Annotated in this window: 16 protein-coding genes; 8 read left to right on the plus strand and 8 right to left on the minus strand. The window is 66.9% G+C overall.

Annotated elements, in window-relative coordinates; translation table 11 throughout:
- Positions 1 to 127: 127 nt before the first annotated feature.
- Together DIE21_RS27890 and DIE21_RS27895 are read right to left on the minus strand one after the other, a co-directional pair.
- Complete coding sequence (locus DIE21_RS27890) at positions 128 to 733, minus strand: nitroreductase family protein (protein WP_124500702.1); 606 nt, start codon at positions 731 to 733, stop codon at positions 128 to 130.
- 158 nt (positions 734 to 891) lie between these two features.
- Complete coding sequence (locus DIE21_RS27895) at positions 892 to 2,175, minus strand: MFS transporter (protein ID WP_124500703.1); 1,284 nt, start codon at positions 2,173 to 2,175, stop codon at positions 892 to 894.
- Positions 2,176 to 2,392: 217 nt separating this feature from the next.
- Here DIE21_RS27895 and DIE21_RS27900 point away from each other — a divergent pair, with 217 nt between their 5' ends.
- Positions 2,393 to 3,016, plus strand: a complete 624-nt coding sequence (locus DIE21_RS27900; protein ID WP_124500704.1) for a TetR/AcrR family transcriptional regulator — start codon at positions 2,393 to 2,395, stop codon at positions 3,014 to 3,016.
- A gap of 82 nt (positions 3,017 to 3,098) precedes the next feature.
- Positions 3,099 to 3,671, plus strand: coding sequence for a DUF1415 domain-containing protein (locus DIE21_RS27905; RefSeq protein WP_124500705.1), 573 nt, complete (start codon positions 3,099 to 3,101; stop codon positions 3,669 to 3,671).
- Positions 3,672 to 3,726: 55 nt separating this feature from the next.
- Here DIE21_RS27905 and DIE21_RS27910 read toward each other — a convergent pair whose 3' ends face one another.
- The 4 genes from DIE21_RS27910 to DIE21_RS27925 all read right to left on the minus strand — a co-directional run bounded on the left by DIE21_RS27910 (position 3,727) and on the right by DIE21_RS27925 (position 6,966).
- The gene (locus DIE21_RS27910; protein WP_124500706.1) at positions 3,727 to 4,617 is read right to left on the minus strand and encodes an SAM-dependent methyltransferase; all 891 of its coding nucleotides are present in this window, start codon (positions 4,615 to 4,617) and stop codon (positions 3,727 to 3,729) included.
- Positions 4,618 to 4,706: 89 nt separating this feature from the next.
- Positions 4,707 to 5,840, minus strand: a complete 1,134-nt coding sequence (locus tag DIE21_RS27915; protein ID WP_148092763.1) for a class I SAM-dependent methyltransferase — start codon at positions 5,838 to 5,840, stop codon at positions 4,707 to 4,709.
- A 132-nt stretch (positions 5,841 to 5,972) separates the two neighbouring features.
- The gene (locus tag DIE21_RS27920; protein ID WP_124500707.1) at positions 5,973 to 6,305 is read right to left on the minus strand and encodes a YegP family protein; all 333 of its coding nucleotides are present in this window, start codon (positions 6,303 to 6,305) and stop codon (positions 5,973 to 5,975) included.
- A gap of 166 nt (positions 6,306 to 6,471) precedes the next feature.
- Complete coding sequence (locus DIE21_RS27925) at positions 6,472 to 6,966, minus strand: LEA type 2 family protein (protein WP_124500708.1); 495 nt, start codon at positions 6,964 to 6,966, stop codon at positions 6,472 to 6,474.
- A 646-nt stretch (positions 6,967 to 7,612) separates the two neighbouring features.
- On the opposite strand from DIE21_RS27925, the gene DIE21_RS27935 reads away from it, so the two are divergent.
- Positions 7,613 to 9,781, plus strand: a complete 2,169-nt coding sequence (locus DIE21_RS27935; RefSeq protein ID WP_124500710.1) for a M1 family metallopeptidase — start codon at positions 7,613 to 7,615, stop codon at positions 9,779 to 9,781.
- A 129-nt stretch (positions 9,782 to 9,910) separates the two neighbouring features.
- Here the strand turns inward: DIE21_RS27935 and DIE21_RS27940 are convergent, their stop codons facing one another.
- A complete protein-coding gene (locus DIE21_RS27940) occupies positions 9,911 to 10,939 on the minus strand; it encodes a transporter (protein WP_124500711.1) in 1,029 nt (342 codons plus the stop codon).
- A 207-nt stretch (positions 10,940 to 11,146) separates the two neighbouring features.
- Positions 11,147 to 12,097 carry a phage tail protein gene (locus DIE21_RS27945; protein ID WP_124500712.1) on the minus strand — a complete coding sequence of 317 codons (951 nt, stop codon included), beginning with the start codon at positions 12,095 to 12,097 and terminating at the stop codon, positions 11,147 to 11,149.
- 121 nt (positions 12,098 to 12,218) lie between these two features.
- On the opposite strand from DIE21_RS27945, the gene DIE21_RS27950 reads away from it, so the two are divergent.
- The 5 genes from DIE21_RS27950 (at position 12,219) to DIE21_RS27970 (ending at position 19,965) form a co-directional block, all read left to right on the plus strand.
- The gene (locus tag DIE21_RS27950; RefSeq protein ID WP_124500713.1) at positions 12,219 to 13,064 is read left to right on the plus strand and encodes a M15 family metallopeptidase; all 846 of its coding nucleotides are present in this window, start codon (positions 12,219 to 12,221) and stop codon (positions 13,062 to 13,064) included.
- A 301-nt stretch (positions 13,065 to 13,365) separates the two neighbouring features.
- Entirely contained in the window at positions 13,366 to 17,310 is a 3,945-nt protein-coding gene (gene tssM, locus DIE21_RS27955; RefSeq protein ID WP_124500714.1) for a type VI secretion system membrane subunit TssM, read from the plus strand.
- Positions 17,307 to 18,296, plus strand: a complete 990-nt coding sequence (gene tagF / locus DIE21_RS27960) for a type VI secretion system-associated protein TagF (protein ID WP_124500715.1) — start codon at positions 17,307 to 17,309, stop codon at positions 18,294 to 18,296. Before tssM ends, tagF begins: the two co-directional genes overlap by 4 nt.
- A 4-nt stretch (positions 18,297 to 18,300) precedes the next feature.
- On the plus strand, positions 18,301 to 19,251 hold the full coding sequence (locus tag DIE21_RS27965) for an OmpA family protein (protein WP_124500716.1): 951 nt from the start codon (positions 18,301 to 18,303) through the stop codon (positions 19,249 to 19,251).
- A gap of 138 nt (positions 19,252 to 19,389) precedes the next feature.
- Positions 19,390 to 19,965 carry a DUF3592 domain-containing protein gene (locus DIE21_RS27970; RefSeq protein WP_124500717.1) on the plus strand — a complete coding sequence of 192 codons (576 nt, stop codon included), beginning with the start codon at positions 19,390 to 19,392 and terminating at the stop codon, positions 19,963 to 19,965.
- The last annotated feature ends 10 nt before the right edge of the window (positions 19,966 to 19,975 follow it).

Here is a 19,975-nt window from a genome sequence, read left to right on the forward strand (position 1 = left end):
ATCACAACCGGGGCCGGCCACCGGTACCGCGCAACCGGCCCGGGACGGTGATCGGGCGCAACGGCGGCGCGCCGGCGGCAGGTGCGGACGGGGTGCGAAGCGCATCCCCGCCGCCCGCTCGGGGGAATCAGGCCGCGGCGTCGAAGCTCTTCTTCCAGGCGCCCGCATAGACGACCTCGCCGATCGCATGGCGCGTGCGCGGCGCCTTTTCGCGCTCGCGCAGCACGGGATCGAGCTTGTCGACGTTGCCGTAGTGGCCAAGCGAGATGATCGCCGGAATCGCGACGTCGGCCGGAATCTCGAATGCGTCGCGGAACGCCTTCGCGTCGAAGCCGCTCATCTGGTGCGCGGCAAGGCCCAGCGCGTGCGCCTGCAGCACCAGCGACATCGCGGCCGCGCCCGCGTCGTACAACGCGGTCGGCGCCGGCTCGCCCTTCGGCGTGAGCGTGTGCGCGGTGACGGCGACGAGCACCGGCGCCGGTGCGTTCCAGCCCTGGTTGAACGGCACCAGCGTCGCGAATGCGCGCTTGAACGCGGGTTCGTCCTGCGTGCGATCGAACACGATGAAGCGCCACGGCTGCGCGTTATACGCGGACGGCGCCCAGCGCGCGGCTTCGAGCACCGCGTGCAGATCGGCGGCGCCGATCGGCTCGTCCGAATACGCGCGTGGGCTCCAGCGGCCCGCGATCAGGTCGTGAATCGAAACAGTGGTGGGAGCAGGTTTGACGGACATGCGGTTCCTCGCTGACATCGATGAAGGGGCGCGAACGCCCGGCCAACCGCAAGCATAACCGCTTGAGCCGCCACGCGCCCGATCATCCCGCGCAATGCAAATCACCGATCCCGCATGGACCGGCCGCCCCCGCGCACGGGCCGGCCGGATTGTCACGCTCAGGCTGCCTGCGCGGCCGCGCGGGACGGGCCGCGGTTGATCCGCAGCACGATCAGCGCACCGACGATGCAGAGTCCGCCCGAGATCATCGATGCGATCGTATAGGTGCCGAGGCTCGCACGCAGCAACCCCGCGCCGAGCGCCGCGAATGCCGCGCCGAGCTGGTGGCCGGCGACGATCCAGCCGAACACGACCGGTGCCGCGGCCTTGCCGAATACGTCAGTGGCGAGCCGCACGGTCGGCGGCACGGTCGCGATCCAGTCGAGCCCGTAGAACATCGCGAACAGCGGCAGCCCGAAGAAATCGATGCCGAACGCATGCGGCAGGTAGATCAGCGACAGCCCGCGCAGCCCGTAGTACCAGAACAGCAGCACGCGGTTGTCGTAGCGGTCGGACAGCCAGCCCGACAGCGTCGTGCCGAACAGGTCGAACACGCCCATCGCGGCCAGCAGCGAGGCGCCCTGCACTTCGGTCATCCCGTAGTCGCTGCACATCGCGATCAGATGCGTGCCGACATAGCCGTTGGTGCTCGCGCCGCAGATGAAGAAGCTGAAGAACAGCAGCCAGAAGTCGCGCGAGCGGCTCGCCATCAGCAGCGTGCGGAACGCGACCGCGAGCGGGTTCTCCTTCGTCGCGCCGGGCGCGGCCGGCGCATCGGCCGGCTCGCCGTACGGGCGCAGCTTCACGTCGGCCGGCCGCTCGGGCAGCAGGAAGGCGACCAACGGAATCACGATCGCGGCCGCCACCGCGACGACCAGCACGACCGGCCGCCAGCCGTGGCGCTGCGCGATCGCCGCGAGCATCGGCAGGAACACGAGCTGGCCGGTGGCCGTGCTCGCGGTCAGGATGCCCATCACGAGGCCGCGCCGCGCATGGAACCAGCGCGTGACGAAGGTCGCGGACAGCGTCAAGGCGACGACGCCGGTCGAGCAGCCGACCATCAGCCCCCAGATCACCACCATCTGCCAGCTCTGCGTCATCATCGACGACAGCGCGACGCCCGCGCTCATCGTCACCAGCGCGGTCAGGATCGTCGGCCGCAGCCCGAAGCGCTGCATCGCCGCGGCCGCGAACGGGCCCGTCAGGCCGTACAGCGCGATGTTCACCGAAATCGCCAGCGAAATCGCCGCGCGGCTCCAGCCGAGTTCGCGCTCGAGCGGCACCATCAGCACGCTCGGCGTCGCGCGTGTGCCGGCCGCCGCCAGCAGGATCAGGAAAACCACCGCCGCCGCGAGCCATCCGTAGTGGAAACGCCCGCCGATTCGTGTCACTGCCCAGTTCATGTTCTCGTTCTCCAGTTGGCGGCCCGGCGCCCGCGCGCCCGCCCCGCCTCACCACCAGGCCACCTCCGCCGCACGCTGCGTCGGCTGACCCGGGCCGACACGTGGCATTTGTCTGTCGATCCGACCGGCATTGTTACCGGTCGGTCACAAGTGTGTTGCGATCGTAGTTACCAGTCGGTAACATGTCAAGCAATCCATCACACAGTCGAGGGTCATCATGTCGGGCATCGAGGCCGCCAACAAGCCGCCAGCACGCCGCACGCGGCGGCCGATCGCCGCGGCCGCCGCGCAGGAACACCTGCTGCGCGCCGCCGAGGAACTGTTTTACAAGGAAGGGGTGCGCGCGGTCGGTGTCGAGGCGGTCGTGGAACTCGCGGGCGTCAACAAGATGAGCCTGTACCGCCAGTTTTCGTCGAAGGATGAGCTGATCCTCGCGTATCTGGAACGGATGGATGCGTGCTTCTTCGAGCGTTTCGATTCGAGTGTCGCGAAGCATCCGGGCCAGCCGAAGGCGCAGTTGATCCAGTATTTCGTCGATCTCGCGGAGCGCGCGACGCAGAAGGACTATCGCGGCTGCCCGTTCGTCAACGTCGCGGCCGAATTCCCGGATACGTCGCACCCGGCGCGCGAGCGCGTCGCGCAGAACAAGGAACAGCTGATGAAGCGGCTCGTCGCGTTGTGCGAAGGCGCCGGCGCACGGCAGCCGAAAGCGCTCGCCGATGCGCTCGCGCTCGTGATCGAAGGCATCTACGCGGCCAGCCAGACCTACCGGCACGGCGAAACGCCGATCAGCGCCGCGCCCGCGCTGGTCACGCAGCTGATCGAAGCCGCCTGTGCGTGACGGGCGACGCACGCCCGAACCGCCCACATCCGCTCCGGCTACAATGCGGCCCTCGCTGCCGCTTCGCCCGATTGCCTTCGCCATGACCGATACCCGCCCCGACTCGCACGACCACATCCTCGCCGCCACGCGGCACTGGCTCGCGCGCGCGGTGATCGGGCTCAATCTGTGCCCGTTCGCGAAGAGCGTCTACGTGAAGGAACAAGTGCGCTATGCGATCAGCGAAGCGGCGACGCTCGAGGACGCACTCGCCGACCTCGAAACCGAGCTGCGCGCGCTCGAGGCGGCGGACCCGCAGCAGGTCGACACGACGCTCGTGATCTATCCGCGCGCCTTCGCGGATTTCGTCGACTACAACGATGCGCTGTTCTTCGCCGACCGGCTCGTGCAGCAGCTGCGCCTCGACGGCGTGCTGCAGATCGCGAGCTTCCATCCCGACTACCGGTTCGAAGGCAGCGAGGCCGACGACATCGAGAATTACACGAACCGCGCGCCGTATCCGATCCTGCACCTGCTGCGCGAGAGCAGCATCGCGCGCGCGGTCGACGCGTTTCCGGACGCGTCCGCGATCTACGAAAAAAACCAGGAAACGCTGCGCCGCCTCGGCCACGACGGCTGGCGTGAATGGATGCGCCAGCCGGGCGACGACGTCTGACGCGTCGCGCGACGGCCGGCTACCGCGCGGCAGACGAGCCGCGCGTCAGTCGGCCTCAGTCGGCCTCAGGCACGCCGGCCGCGCCGGCTGCCGCCGCAGGCGGCGGCACGAAAAAGCGCTCGTTCAGTTCGGCGAGCCCGAACATGCCGAGGATCTCGTTCAGCCGCTCGCCGGGCTTGCGGCGCGGCAGGTTCTTGTACTGCGCGATGATCAGCTCGTTCTTCATCGAATGCTCCCAGCCGACCAGCTCGGTCACGCTGACCTGGTAGCCGTGCGCCTCGAGTTGCAGGCAGCGCAGCACGTTGGTTATCTGGCTGCCGAATTCGCGCGTATGCAGCGGATGCCGCCACACTTCCGTCAGCGCATTCGCGAGCGACTTGCCCTTGTTCCTGCGCAGCACGCCCGCGACCTCCGCCTGGCAGCACGGCACCAGCACGATGTGCTGCGCGCGCTTCGCGAGCGCGAAGCGGATCGCGTCGTCGGTCGCCGTATCGCATGCGTGCAGCGCGGTGACGACGTCGACCGTTTCGGGCAGCTTCGGCGACGTGATCGAGTCGGCGACCGACAGGTTCAGGAACGACATCCCGCCGAACCCGAGTCGCGCGGCGAGTTCGGCGGAACGCGTGACGAGCTCCTCGCGCGTCTCGATCCCGTACACGTGCGACGCGAACGCCGGCGTGCCGTGCCCCGGTTGCTGCTTGAAGAACAGGTCGTACAGGATGAAGCCGAGATACGACTTGCCGGCGCCGTGATCGACGAGCGTCACGCAGCCCTTGTCGGCCTGCACGCTCGCAAGCAGCGGCTCGATGAACTGGAACAGGTGATAGACCTGCTTCAGCTTGCGGCGGCTGTCCTGGTTCAGCTTGCCGTCGCGGGTCAGGATGTGCAGTTCCTTCAGCAGCTCGACGGACTGCTCCGGACGGATTTCGTAGGTCTTGTTCGACATCGTGATGCGGCGCCGGGCCACGGTCGGTCGACCAAGCCCCGGCGGCGGGAATTCGTGAGGAATGGCGACAGTTTACCGAAAATGCGCGATCAGGCCCGCGCGCCGAGCCGCCAGAGCGACGTGACCTCGGCGCGCCGCGCCGCGTGCAGCGGGTCGTCCGCGTCGGCCGACTTCGGATGGGCGGGGCGGATGTCTTCGCGGCCGAGCACGACGAGACCGGCTTCCTCGATCCATTTCAGCAGCGTGTCGCGCGGCCGCAGGCCGAGATGCTCGGCGAAATCGGACAGGATCAGCCAGCCTTCGCCGCCCGCTTCGAGATGGTCGGCGAGGCCGGCGAGGAAGCCGCGCAGCATGCGGCTGTCGGGATCGTAGACCGCGTATTCGATCGGCGCGCTCGGACGGGCCGGCACCCACGGCGGATTGCAGACGACGAGCGGCGCGCGGCCAGCCGGAAACAGGTCGGCTTCGACGACGTCGACGCGATCGGCATGGCCAAGCCGCGCGACGTTCTCGCGTGCGCACGCAAGCGCGCGCGGATCCTGGTCGGTCGCGACGACACGCTCGACCCCGCGCGATGCCAGGACGGCCGCGAGCACGCCGGTGCCGGTGCCGATGTCGAACGCAAGCGACGTCGCCGGCAGCGGCGCGCGCGCGACGAGTTCGACGTATTCGCCGCGCACCGGCGAGAACACGCCGTAATGCGGATGGATCGGCGCGCCGCCGAGCGCCGGAATCGGCACGCCCTTCTTGCGCCATTCGTGCGCGCCAACGAGGCCGAGCAGTTCGCGCAGCGACACGACCGACGGCGCGCCGCCCGGCCCGTACGCCTCCTCGCATGCGGCCCGCACGTCGGGCGCGCGGCGCAGCGGGATCGTGTAGTCGGCATCGAGCGGGATCAGCAGCATCCCGAGCGTGCGCGCGCGCTGCGACTGCGCGAGCCGGTGCAGGTTGAATGCATCGACGCCGGCCGCCGCCTTCGCCTTCTTCGGCTTGCGCTCGACGCGGCGCGCCATCGCCTGCACGAGCTGGCGCGCATTCTGGAAGTCACCCTGCCAGACGAGCGCGGTGCCCTCGCACGCGAGGCGATACGCCGCATCGGCGGTCAGGCGGTCGTCGGCAGACACCGCGCGTCTGGGCGGCTGCACGCCGGCTTCGGAGCGCCAGCGCACGGCATGTTCCGCGCCGTCGGCGTCGGTCCAGTGGAAAACGGGGAAATCGGTCACGCGAGCTCGGCTACGGTTGGCATCGGACAGGCGGCGGAATACGCCGCGCGGACGACACCATACCGCGCTTTGCCTGCGCAGCAAAGCGCGGGCAGCCGCCGGTGCCGCCGCCCGCGCGATGCTCGCGCGGTTTCAGCTCTCGTCGTCGAGCGCCGCGCCGGGCGCGTTCTGCTTCACCGACGCAATGCCGTTCTCGCGGCCCGCTTCAGCCTTGTACAGCTCGCTCGTGCCGATGATCTCGTGGTTGCCGGCCTTCAGGTTGAACATGAACTGGCCATTGCTCGCGGTCTTGCGCTCATAGCGCGCGTCGTCCGGCGCGTTCTTGCGCACCGACGCGACGCCGTTTTCCGCCGACGCCTTGGTCTTGTACAGCTCGCTGCGCAGGATGATCTCGCCGTTGCCTGCCTTCAGGTGGAACAGGAACTGCCCGTCGTTCGCTTTCTTGATGACGAATTTCGCTGCCATGGTGCCCCTCTCGGAAAAGTTGTCCGGCCCTCCGGACTGGAGCAGTCTAAACGCGATCGCGGCGACAAACGTAAGGCGTGCGCAATTCAATCGTCAGGGATCGTCAGACGACACCGCGATTGCGCCGCGTCCCCCGCCATCGCATCCGGCATCGCGCGGCCATCGACTATCCGCCCCATCCCGGCGTTGCCGGCAGACGCAGCGTGCCCGCATCGCGGAAGTGCACGGTGCCGAGCACGCCACCCGCGAGCCGGCCGCGCAGCGCGTACGGCAACTCGCCGTTCGCGGCCGCGCCGGGCAGGTTCCACGCCTGCCGCGCGGCAGCGAACGCCGATACCGAGACGGGCACGTCGATCACGGCCTCGCCGAAGCGCGGCACGACGCCCGAGCGATCGCTGACGCCGCTCGCGAACGGCGTGCCGTTCAGGTCGAGGGCGACCGAAATGCCGTCGTATTCGACCGGCGTGTCGTTGGGGTTCTGCACGCGCAGCTTCAGGCTGAAGCGCATCTCGAGGCCCTGCCCGGCCAGCGGGTCGAGCCCGGCGACGGACACGCTCACGGGCTCGCGCGTCAGGCCCGCGCAGCCGCCGAGCACGAAGGCGGCGGCGAACAGCAGCAGCACGGCGCGCAGCGGCGCGATACGGAACAGGGCTCGTGGCATGGGCTGGCCTCCTTGCGGCAATCGGTCAACGGGTCGTCGATGCATTGTACCGAGCGCGCTCCGCGACGCCCTGGTTCGTAGTTTTCGCGAACCGCCGAGATCGTTAATAGATTAAAACTACGGAAACAGACAACTAAACTGAAAGTGAATTAATGCCTTACGGCATTCAATGGCACGCAAAAAAAATCAATAGATTCACCTTCTAACTTTTTTCGTTTCCTTTACCCAAAACCATCAAGTATATTTACGCATCCTTCGAGCAGGCCGACAAACCTTGATGCCGCATGACGGCGATTTTACGGAACGGCGACACGCCGTCCTTCCGTCCTGCGGCCTGGTACGGCCAGCCCCGTGGGTCGTCGGTTCAAAGGGAATGCACGCCCGCGCAGGGCGGGCGGCCCCGTGTCGGGCGCGCGAAATCAATTCAGTACAACACGCGCCCGGCCATTTTGAACCGGCAAGTTAACCGACATCCGGAAACACAGAGGGGGCAGTAAACCATGATTACCTTCACGTAGTCGATCGGCCGTCTTTTCGAATAATCCGCCATTGGCATTTCTCACCGCTGTTGATTAACGGCGAGGGATTGCTTTTGCCGGCGCTTTCGCAGCACTGAACGATTCTTTCAACAATCGAGGTTTCAGTCATGTCGATCAACATTCACAAGATGCGTTATCTGCCGCTGGTTGCCGCGCTCGCACTCGCCGGGTGCGGCGGCGACGACGGCGGCGTGGGCTCGGCTTCCGCACTCAGCTCCGCCGGCGCGCCGCATTCGAGCTCGTCGCCCGCCGGCAACACGCCGCCGGCCGCGTCCAACGTCGACAAGAGCGTGCCGCCTGTCGAGCTGCCGGACACCGTGGTACCGGTCAACTACCGGCTGTGGTTCCGCCCGAACGACGCGCTGAACGCGTTCGACGGGCGCGCCGATGTCGAAATCAAGGTGCTGAAGCCGGTCAACAACATCGTGATCGCCGGCCACCGGATCAAGTTCACGAACGGCCGCATCACGCTGCAGCCGGGCAACATCCAGCTGATCGCGACGCCGCAGGACAAGGGCGACTTCTACCAGCTGCGCCCCGTGGCCGGCACGATTTCACCGGGCAACTATTCGCTGCACATGGAGTGGTCGGGCATCATCAACTTCAAGTCGTACGACGATCCGGCCACGCAGACCGGCGGCAGTTGCGGCGACGATCCGTATCCGGGCTGCTCGGCCGCGGAAGGCGTGTTCCGTGTCGACCTGAAGAGCACCGACGGCACGACGAGCGGGGCGATTCTCACGCAGGGCGAAACCAACCTGTCGCGCCAGTGGTTCCCGGGCTGGGACGAGCCGGCGTTCCGGCCGACCTATGAAGTGACGGCCGAAGTGCCGCAGAACTGGCGCGTCGTGTCGAACGCGGCCGAGAAGCCGTCGACGAATGTCGGCGGCGGCTACAAGCTCGTGCAGTTCGAGAAGACCCCGCCGATGCCGTCGTACCTGCTGTTCTTCGGCGGCGGCCTGTTCGACACCTACGAGGACGATTTCTCGAGCCCGCTGCCGGGCGGCAAGGGCGGCCTGCACCTGCGCGTGTTCACGCCGCCGGGCATGAGCGACTGGGCGAAGCCGGCGATGGACCGCACCAAGCAGGCGCTCGACTACTACTACCGCTACACGGGCATCCCGCTGCCGCTCACGAAGTTCGACACGGTCGCCGCGAACGATGCGTTCAAGGAGCAGAAGGACCTGAACTTCGGCGGGATGGAGAACTGGGGGTCGATCCTCGAGTTCGCCGACGACATCCTGCCGCAGCCGGGCCAGCCGATGTCGCGCTACGGTAACGAGGTGCTGACGCACGAAGTCGCGCATCAGTGGTTCGGCGACCTCGTCACGAACGACTGGTGGGACAACGTCTGGCTCAACGAGTCGTTCGCGACGTTCTTCGAGACGAAGACGACGATCCAGTTCTTCCCCGACGAGTTCAGCTGGCTCGACCAGGTGAAGAACAAGTACCGCGTGATCAACCGCGATATCGGCCCGAACGCGTTCCCGGTCGCGCCGAACTTCAACGACTGGGCGTCGAACGACTTCGTGCTGAGCGCGAGCGCGTTCACGTACGACAAGGGTGGCCACGTGCTGAAGACGCTCGAGAACTATCTCGGCGAGCAGACGCTACGCAACGGCCTGCAGCAGTACCTGATCGACTACTCGTTCGGCAACGGCACGCCGAAGCGCCTGTGGGATGCGCTGTCGAAGGCGAGCGGCCAGCCGGTCGGCCCGATCGGCGACAGCTACGTGCGACAGACGGGCGTGCCGCTGATCTCGCTCGACACGCAGTGCGACATGACGAAGAACCAGACGGTCATCACGCTGAAGCAGCAGCCGTTCCCGAACAAGAACGCGTATCCGGGCCTGCAGTGGACGGTACCGATCACGCTCGCGTATGGCCAGGGTCTCGCGAAACACACGACGCTCGCGCTGAAGGATACGCAGACGCAGACGCGGATCGACGGCTGCACGGGCGTGGTCGCGGATCCGAGCGGTCTCGACTACTACGTCGTGAACTACAGCGACGCCGCGTGGAGCGGCCTGCTCACGCAGGTCAACAGCTCGACCGATCCGGTGCTGCTCGCGAACCTGAAGAGCGAGGCCGCGCTGCTCGTCGCGAACAACCTCGCGCCGGCTTCGCGTTCGACGTCGATCGGCTCGGTCGCTTCGCCGGCCGCGATGAAGCTGCGCCAGACGCCGAGCTTCGGCGGCATCGCGCCGACAGTGAAGGAACGTCCGTCGCTGCGCTACCAGGGCATGTTCAAGCCGCGCAAGACCGTGGCTCAGTAACGTGGTCCGGCCGGTGTCGCGCGGCACGCGGCGCCGGCCGGCGCTCAAACCTTCACGTCCTTCGGCAGGCCTCGCATGCGGGGCCTGTTTTTTTTTGCTGCCGTTCGCGCAGCACCTGCCGATGCCTGGCTAGCGATCGTCGCGCCGGCGAAACGCCCACCACGCGGCAAGCGCGGTGAAGCCCGCGACCAGCAGCACCATCAGCCAGAAGCCGTGCTTGTTCTCGGAGAACGGCACGCCGCCGACGTTCATCCCGAAGAAGCCCGCGACGATGTTGATCGGCAGCGCGATCACGGTCACGAGCGTCAGCGTGAACAGCGTCCGGTTGTTCTGCTCGTCGAGCCGCGAGCCGATCTCTTCCTGCAGCAGCTTGATCCGCTCGTTGAGCCCCGACAGGTCGGCCAGCACCAGCGAGAACTCTTCGGTCGACTCGCGCAGCTCCTGCACGTCTTCGGAATGCAGCCACGCGGGGGGTTTCGCGAGCAGCCGGAAGATCGACCCGGGCTCGGGCGCCAGCATGCGCTGCAGCCGCGTCAGCGTGCGGCGCATCGCGCCGAGCTCGATGCGACTCGACGTGAGCCGTTGCGACAGGAAGCGATCTTCGATGCGATCGACGTCGACGCTCGTGCGCCGCATGATCTGGATCAGCAGGTCGGCCTGGTCGCGCAGCAGGTGCACGAGCAGTTCGGCCGGCGACCGGAACTGCTCGCCGTCGCGCACGCACGCGCGCAGCGTGTCGACCGAGCGCAGCGGCTTGAGCCGCGCGGTGACCATGATGCGCCGTTCGACGTGGACGAACAGCGTCGCGATTTCCGACGGCGTCAGTTCGAGGTTGAACATCACGTCGTTGACGATCGCGCGCAACGCGCCGTCCTCCTGTTCGATGCGCGTCGAGCGCGACCCTTCGTGCAGGAATTCGAAGAAGCTGTCGGGCAATCCGAGGTGCGTGCGCATCCAGCGCTCGCTCGCGCCGTGCGCGAGATTGAAGTGCAGCCAGACGAAATCGTCCGATGCGGCCGCATCGCGCTCGCGGCACGCGCGCAGCCATGCGGCGGCCGCGTCGGCATCGAGCATCGCGCCCGATCCGCCCGGGACGAAGCGGAATCCGCACACCATGCCGGACGTGTCGGCGCCGTAAGTCTGTACGATCAGGTCCATCGTGTCGAAGGTCGTGCGGCGCGCGCCGCGCCGCGCATCGCGCCTCGCGGCGTCACGCCGGGAAATGAAGGGAAACGTATGCCCGACGCATGTGACGCTTTCGTGACACTGTCACATATGACCGTCCGCGCGTCATGCGCCCGAAAAGCAACGCGCCGCCCGTTGGGCGGCGCAGGTGCGATCAGCGGGTCGGCTCGAAGCCGCAGCTTACTGCCGCGTCTCCGACTGCGCGGCGGTCGGGCATGCCGGATCCTTGCCCCAGTGGCCGTCGCAGACGCGCCAGCGGCACAGCTGATCCTCGAAGAAGCCGCGTTCCGAGCAATCCTTCACGCGCGAGGCGAGCGAACCGCCCGTCGTGGCGGCCGTCTTGGTCGGCACGACCTGCCCCTTCTGCGCGGCGGCCTTCTTGTCGGCCGGTTTCGTGCGCGCGACGAGCGCGGCGAGCAGGTCCGCATCCGGGTCGTCCTTCCCGGACGCCTTCGCGCTCGCGGTGCGGGTCGTCGCTTCGCGACGCTTCTTCGCCTGCGCGAGCTCCGCCTGCTGTTCCTTGTGATGCTTGCGGGCCTCCGCCTTCGCTTCGGCCTTGCTGCGTGCGGCGACCTTGTCGCCCTTCGCGGCATCGGCCTTCGCGGTTTTCGCCGCCGCCGCCGCGGCGGCCGTCGTGGCGACGGCGCCTGCCGTGGCTGCGCCCGACGCATCGTCGGCACCGCTCGCGAGCGCACGCGACAAGCGGCTGCTGTCCGCGTCCGACGCGGACGATGCGGACGCAACGGTCTGGGACGCTGCATCGTCATTGACGATCGTCGCCGGTTGCGCGGCGGGCGCCGCCGATGCTGCATTCTGCGCGACCTGCACGGCGGCGCCGCTGGCTGCCTCGGCCTGCGCGGGTGCCTGCGTGGGCACGGCGGCCACGACGGCCTGCTCGCCCGATTGCTGCTGCCAGCGCCAGGCGCCCCAGCCGCCGACGGCGACCACGAGCGCGACGACGGCCGCGATCGGGCCCTTCAGCGAACGGCGCGGCGCTTCGGCTGGCGGCGTGACACGTCCTTCCAGATTCGCGAGAATGCGCGACTGCTGAGGTCCACCCTCGCCTGCCGGTTTGGTATCGGACAGCAGGCTGGGCGGGGTTTTCGAATTTGAATTTTCCGGCGCACTCATTCAGCGTCTCATTGAATCCTGGTTTAATTCACCGCGATAATATAGCCCGGCCTCTCAAAGCAGCCTGATTCTAAGAGCAAGCATTGCAAAACACAATCAATTCCAATTTCCGGGGATTTCATTGATTGCCGTCGCACTCGTCGCCTATTTCGCCCTTGCCGTCGCGGTTGCGGCACTGTTGCTTTTACCGGGTATCCGGGCGACCGTTTTCGAATCCATCGCCCAGTTTCACGGCCGCCTGACGCGCCGTGCGAACGATCGCGCCGCACGCACGCGAAGTCAAATTGTTAAATCGGCAACCGCTACGCGCGGCGCATTAAGCGATGTGCAAAATTTACTGATCCGGCGACGCTTGATGATTATGGTGTCGGCAGGTATTCTTGCGACGCCGCCATTGGTGGCCATTGCGTTACGCGGTCGGCAATTGTTTCAGTATGACGACACGGCGCGCGTGCCCGACGAGAAGATCGCCGCGCTGCTGCAGGGCGAACAACTCGTGCCGCCGCCGCCGTTGCCGCCGGAAGTCTTTGCCACGAAGGAAGTCGAACAGGTGCGGCCGGCGCTGAAGGATGCGAGCCGCGACTGGAACCTGCTGGATCCCGATTTCCGTACGCGTTTGCTGCTGGTCTACAAGATCATGCACGAACAATATGGTTACGAGATGGCGCTGCTGGAAGGTTATCGGAGCCCGGAACGGCAGAACCGGCTCGCGCAGATGGGCACCAACGTGACCAATGCGGCGGCCTTCCAGAGTTATCACCAGTTCGGGTTGGCGGCCGACAACGCGTTCCTGCGCGACGGCAAGCTGGTCATTTCCGAGAAAGATCCCTGGGCGATGCGCGGCTACCAGTTGTACGGACAGGTCGCCGAGCAGGTCGGCCTGACCTGGGGAGGCCGATGGAAAATGATGGACCTCGGGCACGTGGAATACCATAAACCCGGTTTTAAACTGGGACGCGGCAGCTAGTCAGGGCTGCCGGACAAGAAATAATGAGGGCGGCATGGGGCTTTTTAATCACCCGGCAGGAAACGATTTGGGCGGCGCAATCGATCGGGCATTCCGTTGCGCGATTTTTTCAGGCCGCCGCTTCCGTTTTAATTCTCACAGCGTCCTTTCATTATTGCGCGCGCCTTCTCCGATGCCGCGGGCGCATTGATGCCAGCCCCCTTCATCCTGTTTGACAGCATGGCGACACATCGCAGCGCCACCCTTGCCGCTCGGCGCGCCTGCGTCGCCTCACTGAATCGCACCGGAACCTGAACGTCCTATGCAACGCATCCTCAACGTGCTGACTCATCCGCGTACGCTCTCGATTGTCGGGATCGTCGCGCTAGCGGCGATTCTCTTCATCGTCGCCGACATGCTGCAGCTGCCGCTCCTGTGGGCGGCGGTCGCCTTCGCGGCGATCCTCGTGCTGTGGCTCGGCGTCGCGTTGTGGCGCCGCTGGCGCGTGAAGCGCGCGAACCAGCAGCTCGGCCAGGTGCTGGAAGAGCAGGCGGAAACCGGCAAGATCGCCGCGCCGGCCGCGGCCGCGCTTGCGCCGGACACGAAGACCGCCGATCTCGACGTGCTGCGCACGCGCCTGTCCGACGCGGTGAAGACGATCAAGACGTCGAAGATCGGCCAGGTGTCGGGCGGCTCCGCGCTGTACGAGCTGCCGTGGTACATCGTGATCGGCAACCCGGCCGCGGGCAAGAGCAGCGCCGTGCTGAACTCCGGCCTGCAGTTTCCGTTCGCGGACAAGAACAGCGCCGTGATCCACGGCATCGGCGGCACGCGCAACTGCGACTGGTTCTTCACGACCGAAGGGATCCTGCTCGACACGGCCGGCCGCTACTCGGTGCACGAAGAAGACCGCAGCGAATGGCTCGGCTTCCTCGGCCTGCTGAAGCGCTACCGTCCGAAGGCGCCGATCAACGGCATCATCGTCACCGCGAGCATCGCCGAACTCACCGGCAACCGCCCCGAATTCGCGATCAACCTCGCGAAGAACCTCCGCCAGCGCGTTCAGGAGCTGACGGAAAAGCTCGAGGTGTTCGCGCCGGTCTACGTGATGTTCACGAAGGCCGACCTGATCACCGGCTTCACCGAATTCTTCAGCAGCAGCGACAAGCACGAGTACGACCGCGTGTGGGGCGCCACCCTGCCCTACGAGCCCGACGACAAGCGCGACGTCGTCGCACAGTTCGACACGCACTTCGAGGAACTCTACGAAGGGCTGAAGGAGATCAGCGTCGCGCAGCTGTCGCTGTCGCGCGGCAACCAGCTGTCGCCGGGCCAGCTGAGCTTCCCGCTCGAATTCTCGACGATCAAGCCGTCGCTGCGCGCGTTCCTCGCGACGCTGTTCGAGAACAACCCGTTCCAGTACAAGCCGATCTTCCGCGGCTTCTACTTCACCAGCGCACTGCAGGAAGGCGAAACCAACAGCGCCGCCGCGCAGCGCATCGCGCACCGCTTCGGGCTCGACGCGAGCGCGCTGCCGAAACCGCACAGCGCGTTCTCGAAGAACGGCTTCTTCCTGCGCGACCTGTTCTCGAAGGTGATCTTCGCGGACCGCCAGACCGTACGCCAGTTCGCGAGCCCGACCAAGACCCGGCTGCGCTACGCGACCTTCTTCGGCTTCGTCGCGGCGCTCGCGCTCGCGCTTGGCGGCTGGACCTGGTCGACGATCGGCAACCAGCAGCTCGTCGCGAACGTGCAGGCCGACCTCGACAACGTCACGCGCCTGCAGCAGGGCCGCAACGACCTGCAGTCGCGCCTGCAGGCGATGGACATCCTCGAAGACCGGATCGAACAGCTCGAACAGTTCCGCCGTGACAAGCCGGTGTCGGTGTCGCTCGGCCTGTACCAGGGCGACCGTCTCGAGCAGCACCTGCTGACCGAGTACTACAACGGCGTACGCCAGATCCTGCTGGCGCCGGTCTCGCAGAACCTCGCGTCGTTCATGAAGGACGTGAACGCGCACCCCGAACAGCTCGTGCCGATGACGCGCCCGCCCGAATCGGGCGCCGTGCAGGGCGGCGCGATTCCGGTCTCGACGAACGCGGCAGGCGCCGCGCCGCAGGCCGGTGCCGCACTGGCCGCGTCCGGCACCGCGCCGGCCGCCGCGCCGCAGCAGCCGTCCGCACCGCAGGGCGGCCTCTACAACGACGCGTCGCCGACCAACGTGCAGGACGCGTACAACGCGCTGAAGACCTACCTGATGCTGTCCGACAAGCGTCACGTCGAACAGGCGCACCTGACCGACCAGCTCGCACGCTTCTGGCGCGGCTGGCTCGAGACGAATCGCGGCAACATGCCGCGCGACGAGATGATCAAGAGCGCCGAGCGCATGATCTCGTTCTATCTGTCGCGCGTGAACGACAACGACTGGCCGATGATCGACGCGAACCTCGCGCTCGTCGACCAGACCCGCGAGAACCTGCGCCGCGTCGTGCGCGGCATGCCGGCCCGCCAGCGCGTCTATGAGGAAATCAAGGCGCGCGCGTCGACCCGCTTCGCGCCGATGACCATCGCGCGCATCGTCGGCGACGGCAGCCAGGGCCTGGTTGCCGGCAGCTACGCGATTCCGGGCACGTTCACGCGTGAAGCATGGTTCGACTACGTGCAGCCGGCGATCCGCGACGCGGCAACCAAGGAACTGCAGGCAAAGGACTGGGTGCTGAACACGTCGACGCAGGACGACCTGACGCTGGAAGGCAGCCCCGAGCAGATCCAGAAGACGCTCGTCGGGATGTACAAGACCGAGTACGCGCAGCACTGGCAGAAGTTCATGCAGGGCATCGCGGTGCAGGGCTTCAGCAGCTTCGGCCAGGCCGTCGACGGGATGAACCGCCTCGGCGACCCGCAGGATTCGCCGATCCGCAAGATCCTCGAGACTGCGTACGACCAGACGTCGTGGGACAACCCGTCGCTGGCGAACGTGACGATCAAGAAGGCGCAGACCGGCGTCGTGAACTGGGTCAAGCAACTGTTCACGCGCTCGCAGGCCGGCCAGGTGGCGGCCGCGAACATCGACATCAACGGCAATCCGGCCGAGGTGCCGATGGGTCCGATCGGCCAGGAGTTCATCGGGCTCGCGCGGATCGTCGCGACGCACGACGGCACGTCGATGCTCAAGGGCTACATGGACTCGCTGTCGAAGGTCCGTACGCGCTTCAACGTGATCAAGAACCAGGGCGACCCCGGCCCCGGCGCGCGTCAGCTGATGCAGCAGACGCTGGACGGCAACGGCTCGGAACTCGCCGATTCGCTGAAGTTCGTCGACGAGCAGATGCTGACCGGCCTCACCGATTCGCAACGCAAGTCGCTGCGTCCGCTGCTGGTGCGCCCGCTGATGCAGGCGTTCTCGGTGGTGATCCAGCCGGCCAGCGCCGAAGTCAACAAGGTGTGGAACGCGCAGGTCTACCAGCCGTTCCAGAGCTCGCTCGCGACGAAGTACCCGTTCGCCGCGAATGCGAAGGTCGAGGCCGGCGCCGGCGAAATCGCCCAGGTGTTCGGTCCGGACGGTGCAATCGCGAAGTTCGTCGGCACGACGCTGGGCCCGCTCGCGGTGCGCCGCGGCGACACGCTCGCGGCCCGCACGTGGGGTGACATGGGCATCGGCCTCACGCCTGACTTCACGAACGGCTTCGCGCGCTGGGTCGCCCCGCTCGCAGGCGGCGCCGCAGGTGGTGCAGCCGCGGCGTCCGAACCGCAGACCGTGTTCCAGATCCTGCCGCAGCCGAGCACGGGCACGACGGAATACACGATCGCGATCGACGGCCAGCAACTGCGCTACCGCAACACGCCGCCGCAGTGGACCAACTTCGTGTGGCCGAACCCGCAGGGTTCGCCGGGCGCGACGCTGTCCGCGACGACCTTCGACGGCCGCACGGTGCAGCTCGTCAACGAGCCGGGCCGCTACGGTCTCGAGAAGCTGATCAACTCGGCACAGCGCAAGCGCCGCCCGGACGGCACCTTCGACCTCACGTGGGTCCAGGGCAGCGTGAACGTGTCGGTGACGATGCGCATCATCAGCACGTCGCAGCCGACGAGCGGCGGCGGCGATCAACCGCAGCAGCAGAGCCTGCGCGGCCTGCAGCTGCCGTCGTCGGTCGCCGACGCGAGCGCGGGCGCCGCTCAGAACGCGACGCAGGCCGGCACGGGCGCGCCGGCCGCCGCACCGGCCGTCACGGCCGCCACCGCAACGAATGCACAGGGGGCGCAATGACGCAAACCGTTCAGGCACAGATCGCCTACTTCGGCAAGATTCCGTCGCGCGGCGACTTCGTGAAGAGCCCGCACAATCCGCAGCTGCTGCAGACGCTCGATCGCTGGATCGCGCAGGCGCTCGAACTCCTCGCGGAAGATCCGCGCTGGAAGATCGTCTACGAGGATGCGAAGCCGATGCATTTCGCGTTCCTCGGCTCGCGCAGCAAGCTCGCGATCGCGGGCCACATGGTCGCGAGCCACGACGTATCGATGCGCCGCTTCCCGTTCCTCGGCGCGACCGCGCTGGAGGTCGACCGGCCGCTTGCGTTCCTCGCGCGCAGCCCGCTCGCGTTCGCGCGGCTGTGGTCGCGCGTCGCCGCGCAGATGCCGCCGCTGCTCGCGAAGGAGGAGCCGCCCGGCGCGCTGCAGGCGCTCGGCGACACGCAGGTGCCGATCGACGTCGGCGGCCCCGGCACGTCGCATGACGGCACCTTCAACGACTTCATCGAACACCAGTCGCTGTTCGGCCTGCAGCAGATGCTGCTGGAAAGCGGCCATCCGGTCCGGCTGCGCGGCGCGATGCTCGCCCTCGGCTCGCTGTTGCGGCCCGTGATGCAGAGCGGCTCGTCGCACATCGAGCGCGGCCTGACGCTGCCGCTACCGGTGGACCCGTTCTATCGCAGCCTCGTCGCCGCGTTCTGGCTCGAACTGATCGCACCGTTCGTCGCGCAGGCCGACTTCGAGCTCGCGATCTTCATCGGCACGATCGCCGAACGCGAACGGCTGATCATCGGCTTCAACGGCGCGTCGTCGAAGACGCTGCTGAGCGTCGTCGACCCGCAGACCTACGCCGCCCACAACATCGACATCGACGATCCCGAGTGGATCGACGCCCATGCGCAAAACGATCACCAGATCAGCAAGCTCGTCAGCTACCTCGACCAACCGCAACTCTCGCTGCGCGTCGCCATCGACGCATTCCGCGAAGCGTTCATCGGAGGCTGACGGGATGCAACGCACGATTCACGTCCAGCGCGCACGCTTGTCGCCTTTCGTTGCCGGCCTCGTCGCCGCCGGCCTCATTGCCAGCGGCGCGGCCTACGCGCAGAACAAGGGTGGTGCGACCGTCACGCCGGTCGGCAACGGCACGGTCGCGACCGCCGCCCTGCCCGCGAACACCAACCCCGGCACCGCGCCGGCCACGGCGTCCGGCACGGTGGTGCACGGCACGGCCGGCACGATCGCGCCGCCGCCCGCGAACGCGACGCCCGGCCAGGTGGTGGTCGGCGGCAAGGTGCCCGACGAGGCGACCAAGTCCGCCGTGCTGCAGAAGCTGCGCGACACCTACGGCGCGGCAAACGTGGTCGACCAGATCGAGGTCGGCGACGTCGCGACGCCGCCGAACTGGAGCGCGAACGTGCAGAAGCTGCTCGGCGCGCAGCTCAAGCAGATCAGCAAGGGCCAGCTGAAGATCAACGGCACGCAGATCGAGATGAAGGGCGAGGTGCACAACGAGGCGCAGCGCCAGCAGCTCGCGAGCGACATGGCGAACACGCTGAATCCGACGTATACGATCAAGAACGGGCTGCGCGTGTCGGCGTCCGAGCAAGGCGTGCTCGACCAGACGCTCGCGAACCGGACGATCGAGTTCGAGACGGGCAGCGCGACGCTCACGCCGCAAGGCAAGCAGATTCTCGACCAGATGGCGGCCGCGTTGTCGAGGATGCAGAACCGCACGGTCGATATCATCGGCCACACCGATAACTCGGGGAACCGGACGTCGAACATCGCACTGAGCCAGGCGCGCGCGGATGCGGTGAAGGGGTATCTGATCACGAAGAGCATCCCGCCGCAGCAGATGACGACGACGGGCGTCGGGCCGGATCAGCCGATCGCGCCGAATGATACGGCGGATGGGCGGGCGAGGAATCGACGGATCGAGTTCAGGGTGGGGCAGTAAGCGCGGATTCGGGGGCATGGCGAGCCGGGCGCACGATACTGGCGGGATACATCCCGCGGATCGCGCGGGCCCCGTCAGCTCCCGCATCGTCGATAAGCCGGTCACCTCACTGACCGACTCCTGAATCCAGCCATTCCGGTGAAATTCGCACTGCGCTGCCTGCGATCTGCCATTCTCCTGCTTGCCGGTGCGTTCTTGGTGCTGGCGGGCGCAGCGGGCGCCGTCAATTCAGCCATCCTCGTTCGCGCTCGCGCGTGGCCTCATGTCCCCGCCTTTGTCGAGCAATGTGAATTGTCTCTGCGATATGGCAAATCCGACGTGACATGGGAGGCGCGCGCTGTCTTTCGTTATGGTGCAGGGCAGGCGCAGCACTACGATACGACGTGGCAGCCTGCGGAGTCGCCTGTTTATTCGCGTTCGGCCGCATCGAACATCAGTCGCGAACAGTTCGCCGCGTTCACGAAGACGTATTGCAGCGCGGCCGCAAACGACGGCCTGCGCGTTTCGCCGATGTTTCCGGGTATTGCCCGGCGCAACGAAGCGGTTATGGGCGGGGCATGGGTACGTGAAATCGGATTCGGTCTGTTCGCCCTGGTCAGTGGGTTGATGCTGTGTGCGGTCGGTATTTCGCTGCTGCCATGGATCGAGGATCGCAAAAGGCACGCGGTGAAGCGGAAAGCGCGGCGAGTACGCAATCGCGTCAGCAGTTCATGACGCATACGAG

Source organism: Burkholderia sp. Bp9140, from assembly GCF_003853425.1.
GTDB lineage: Bacteria > Pseudomonadota > Gammaproteobacteria > Burkholderiales > Burkholderiaceae > Burkholderia.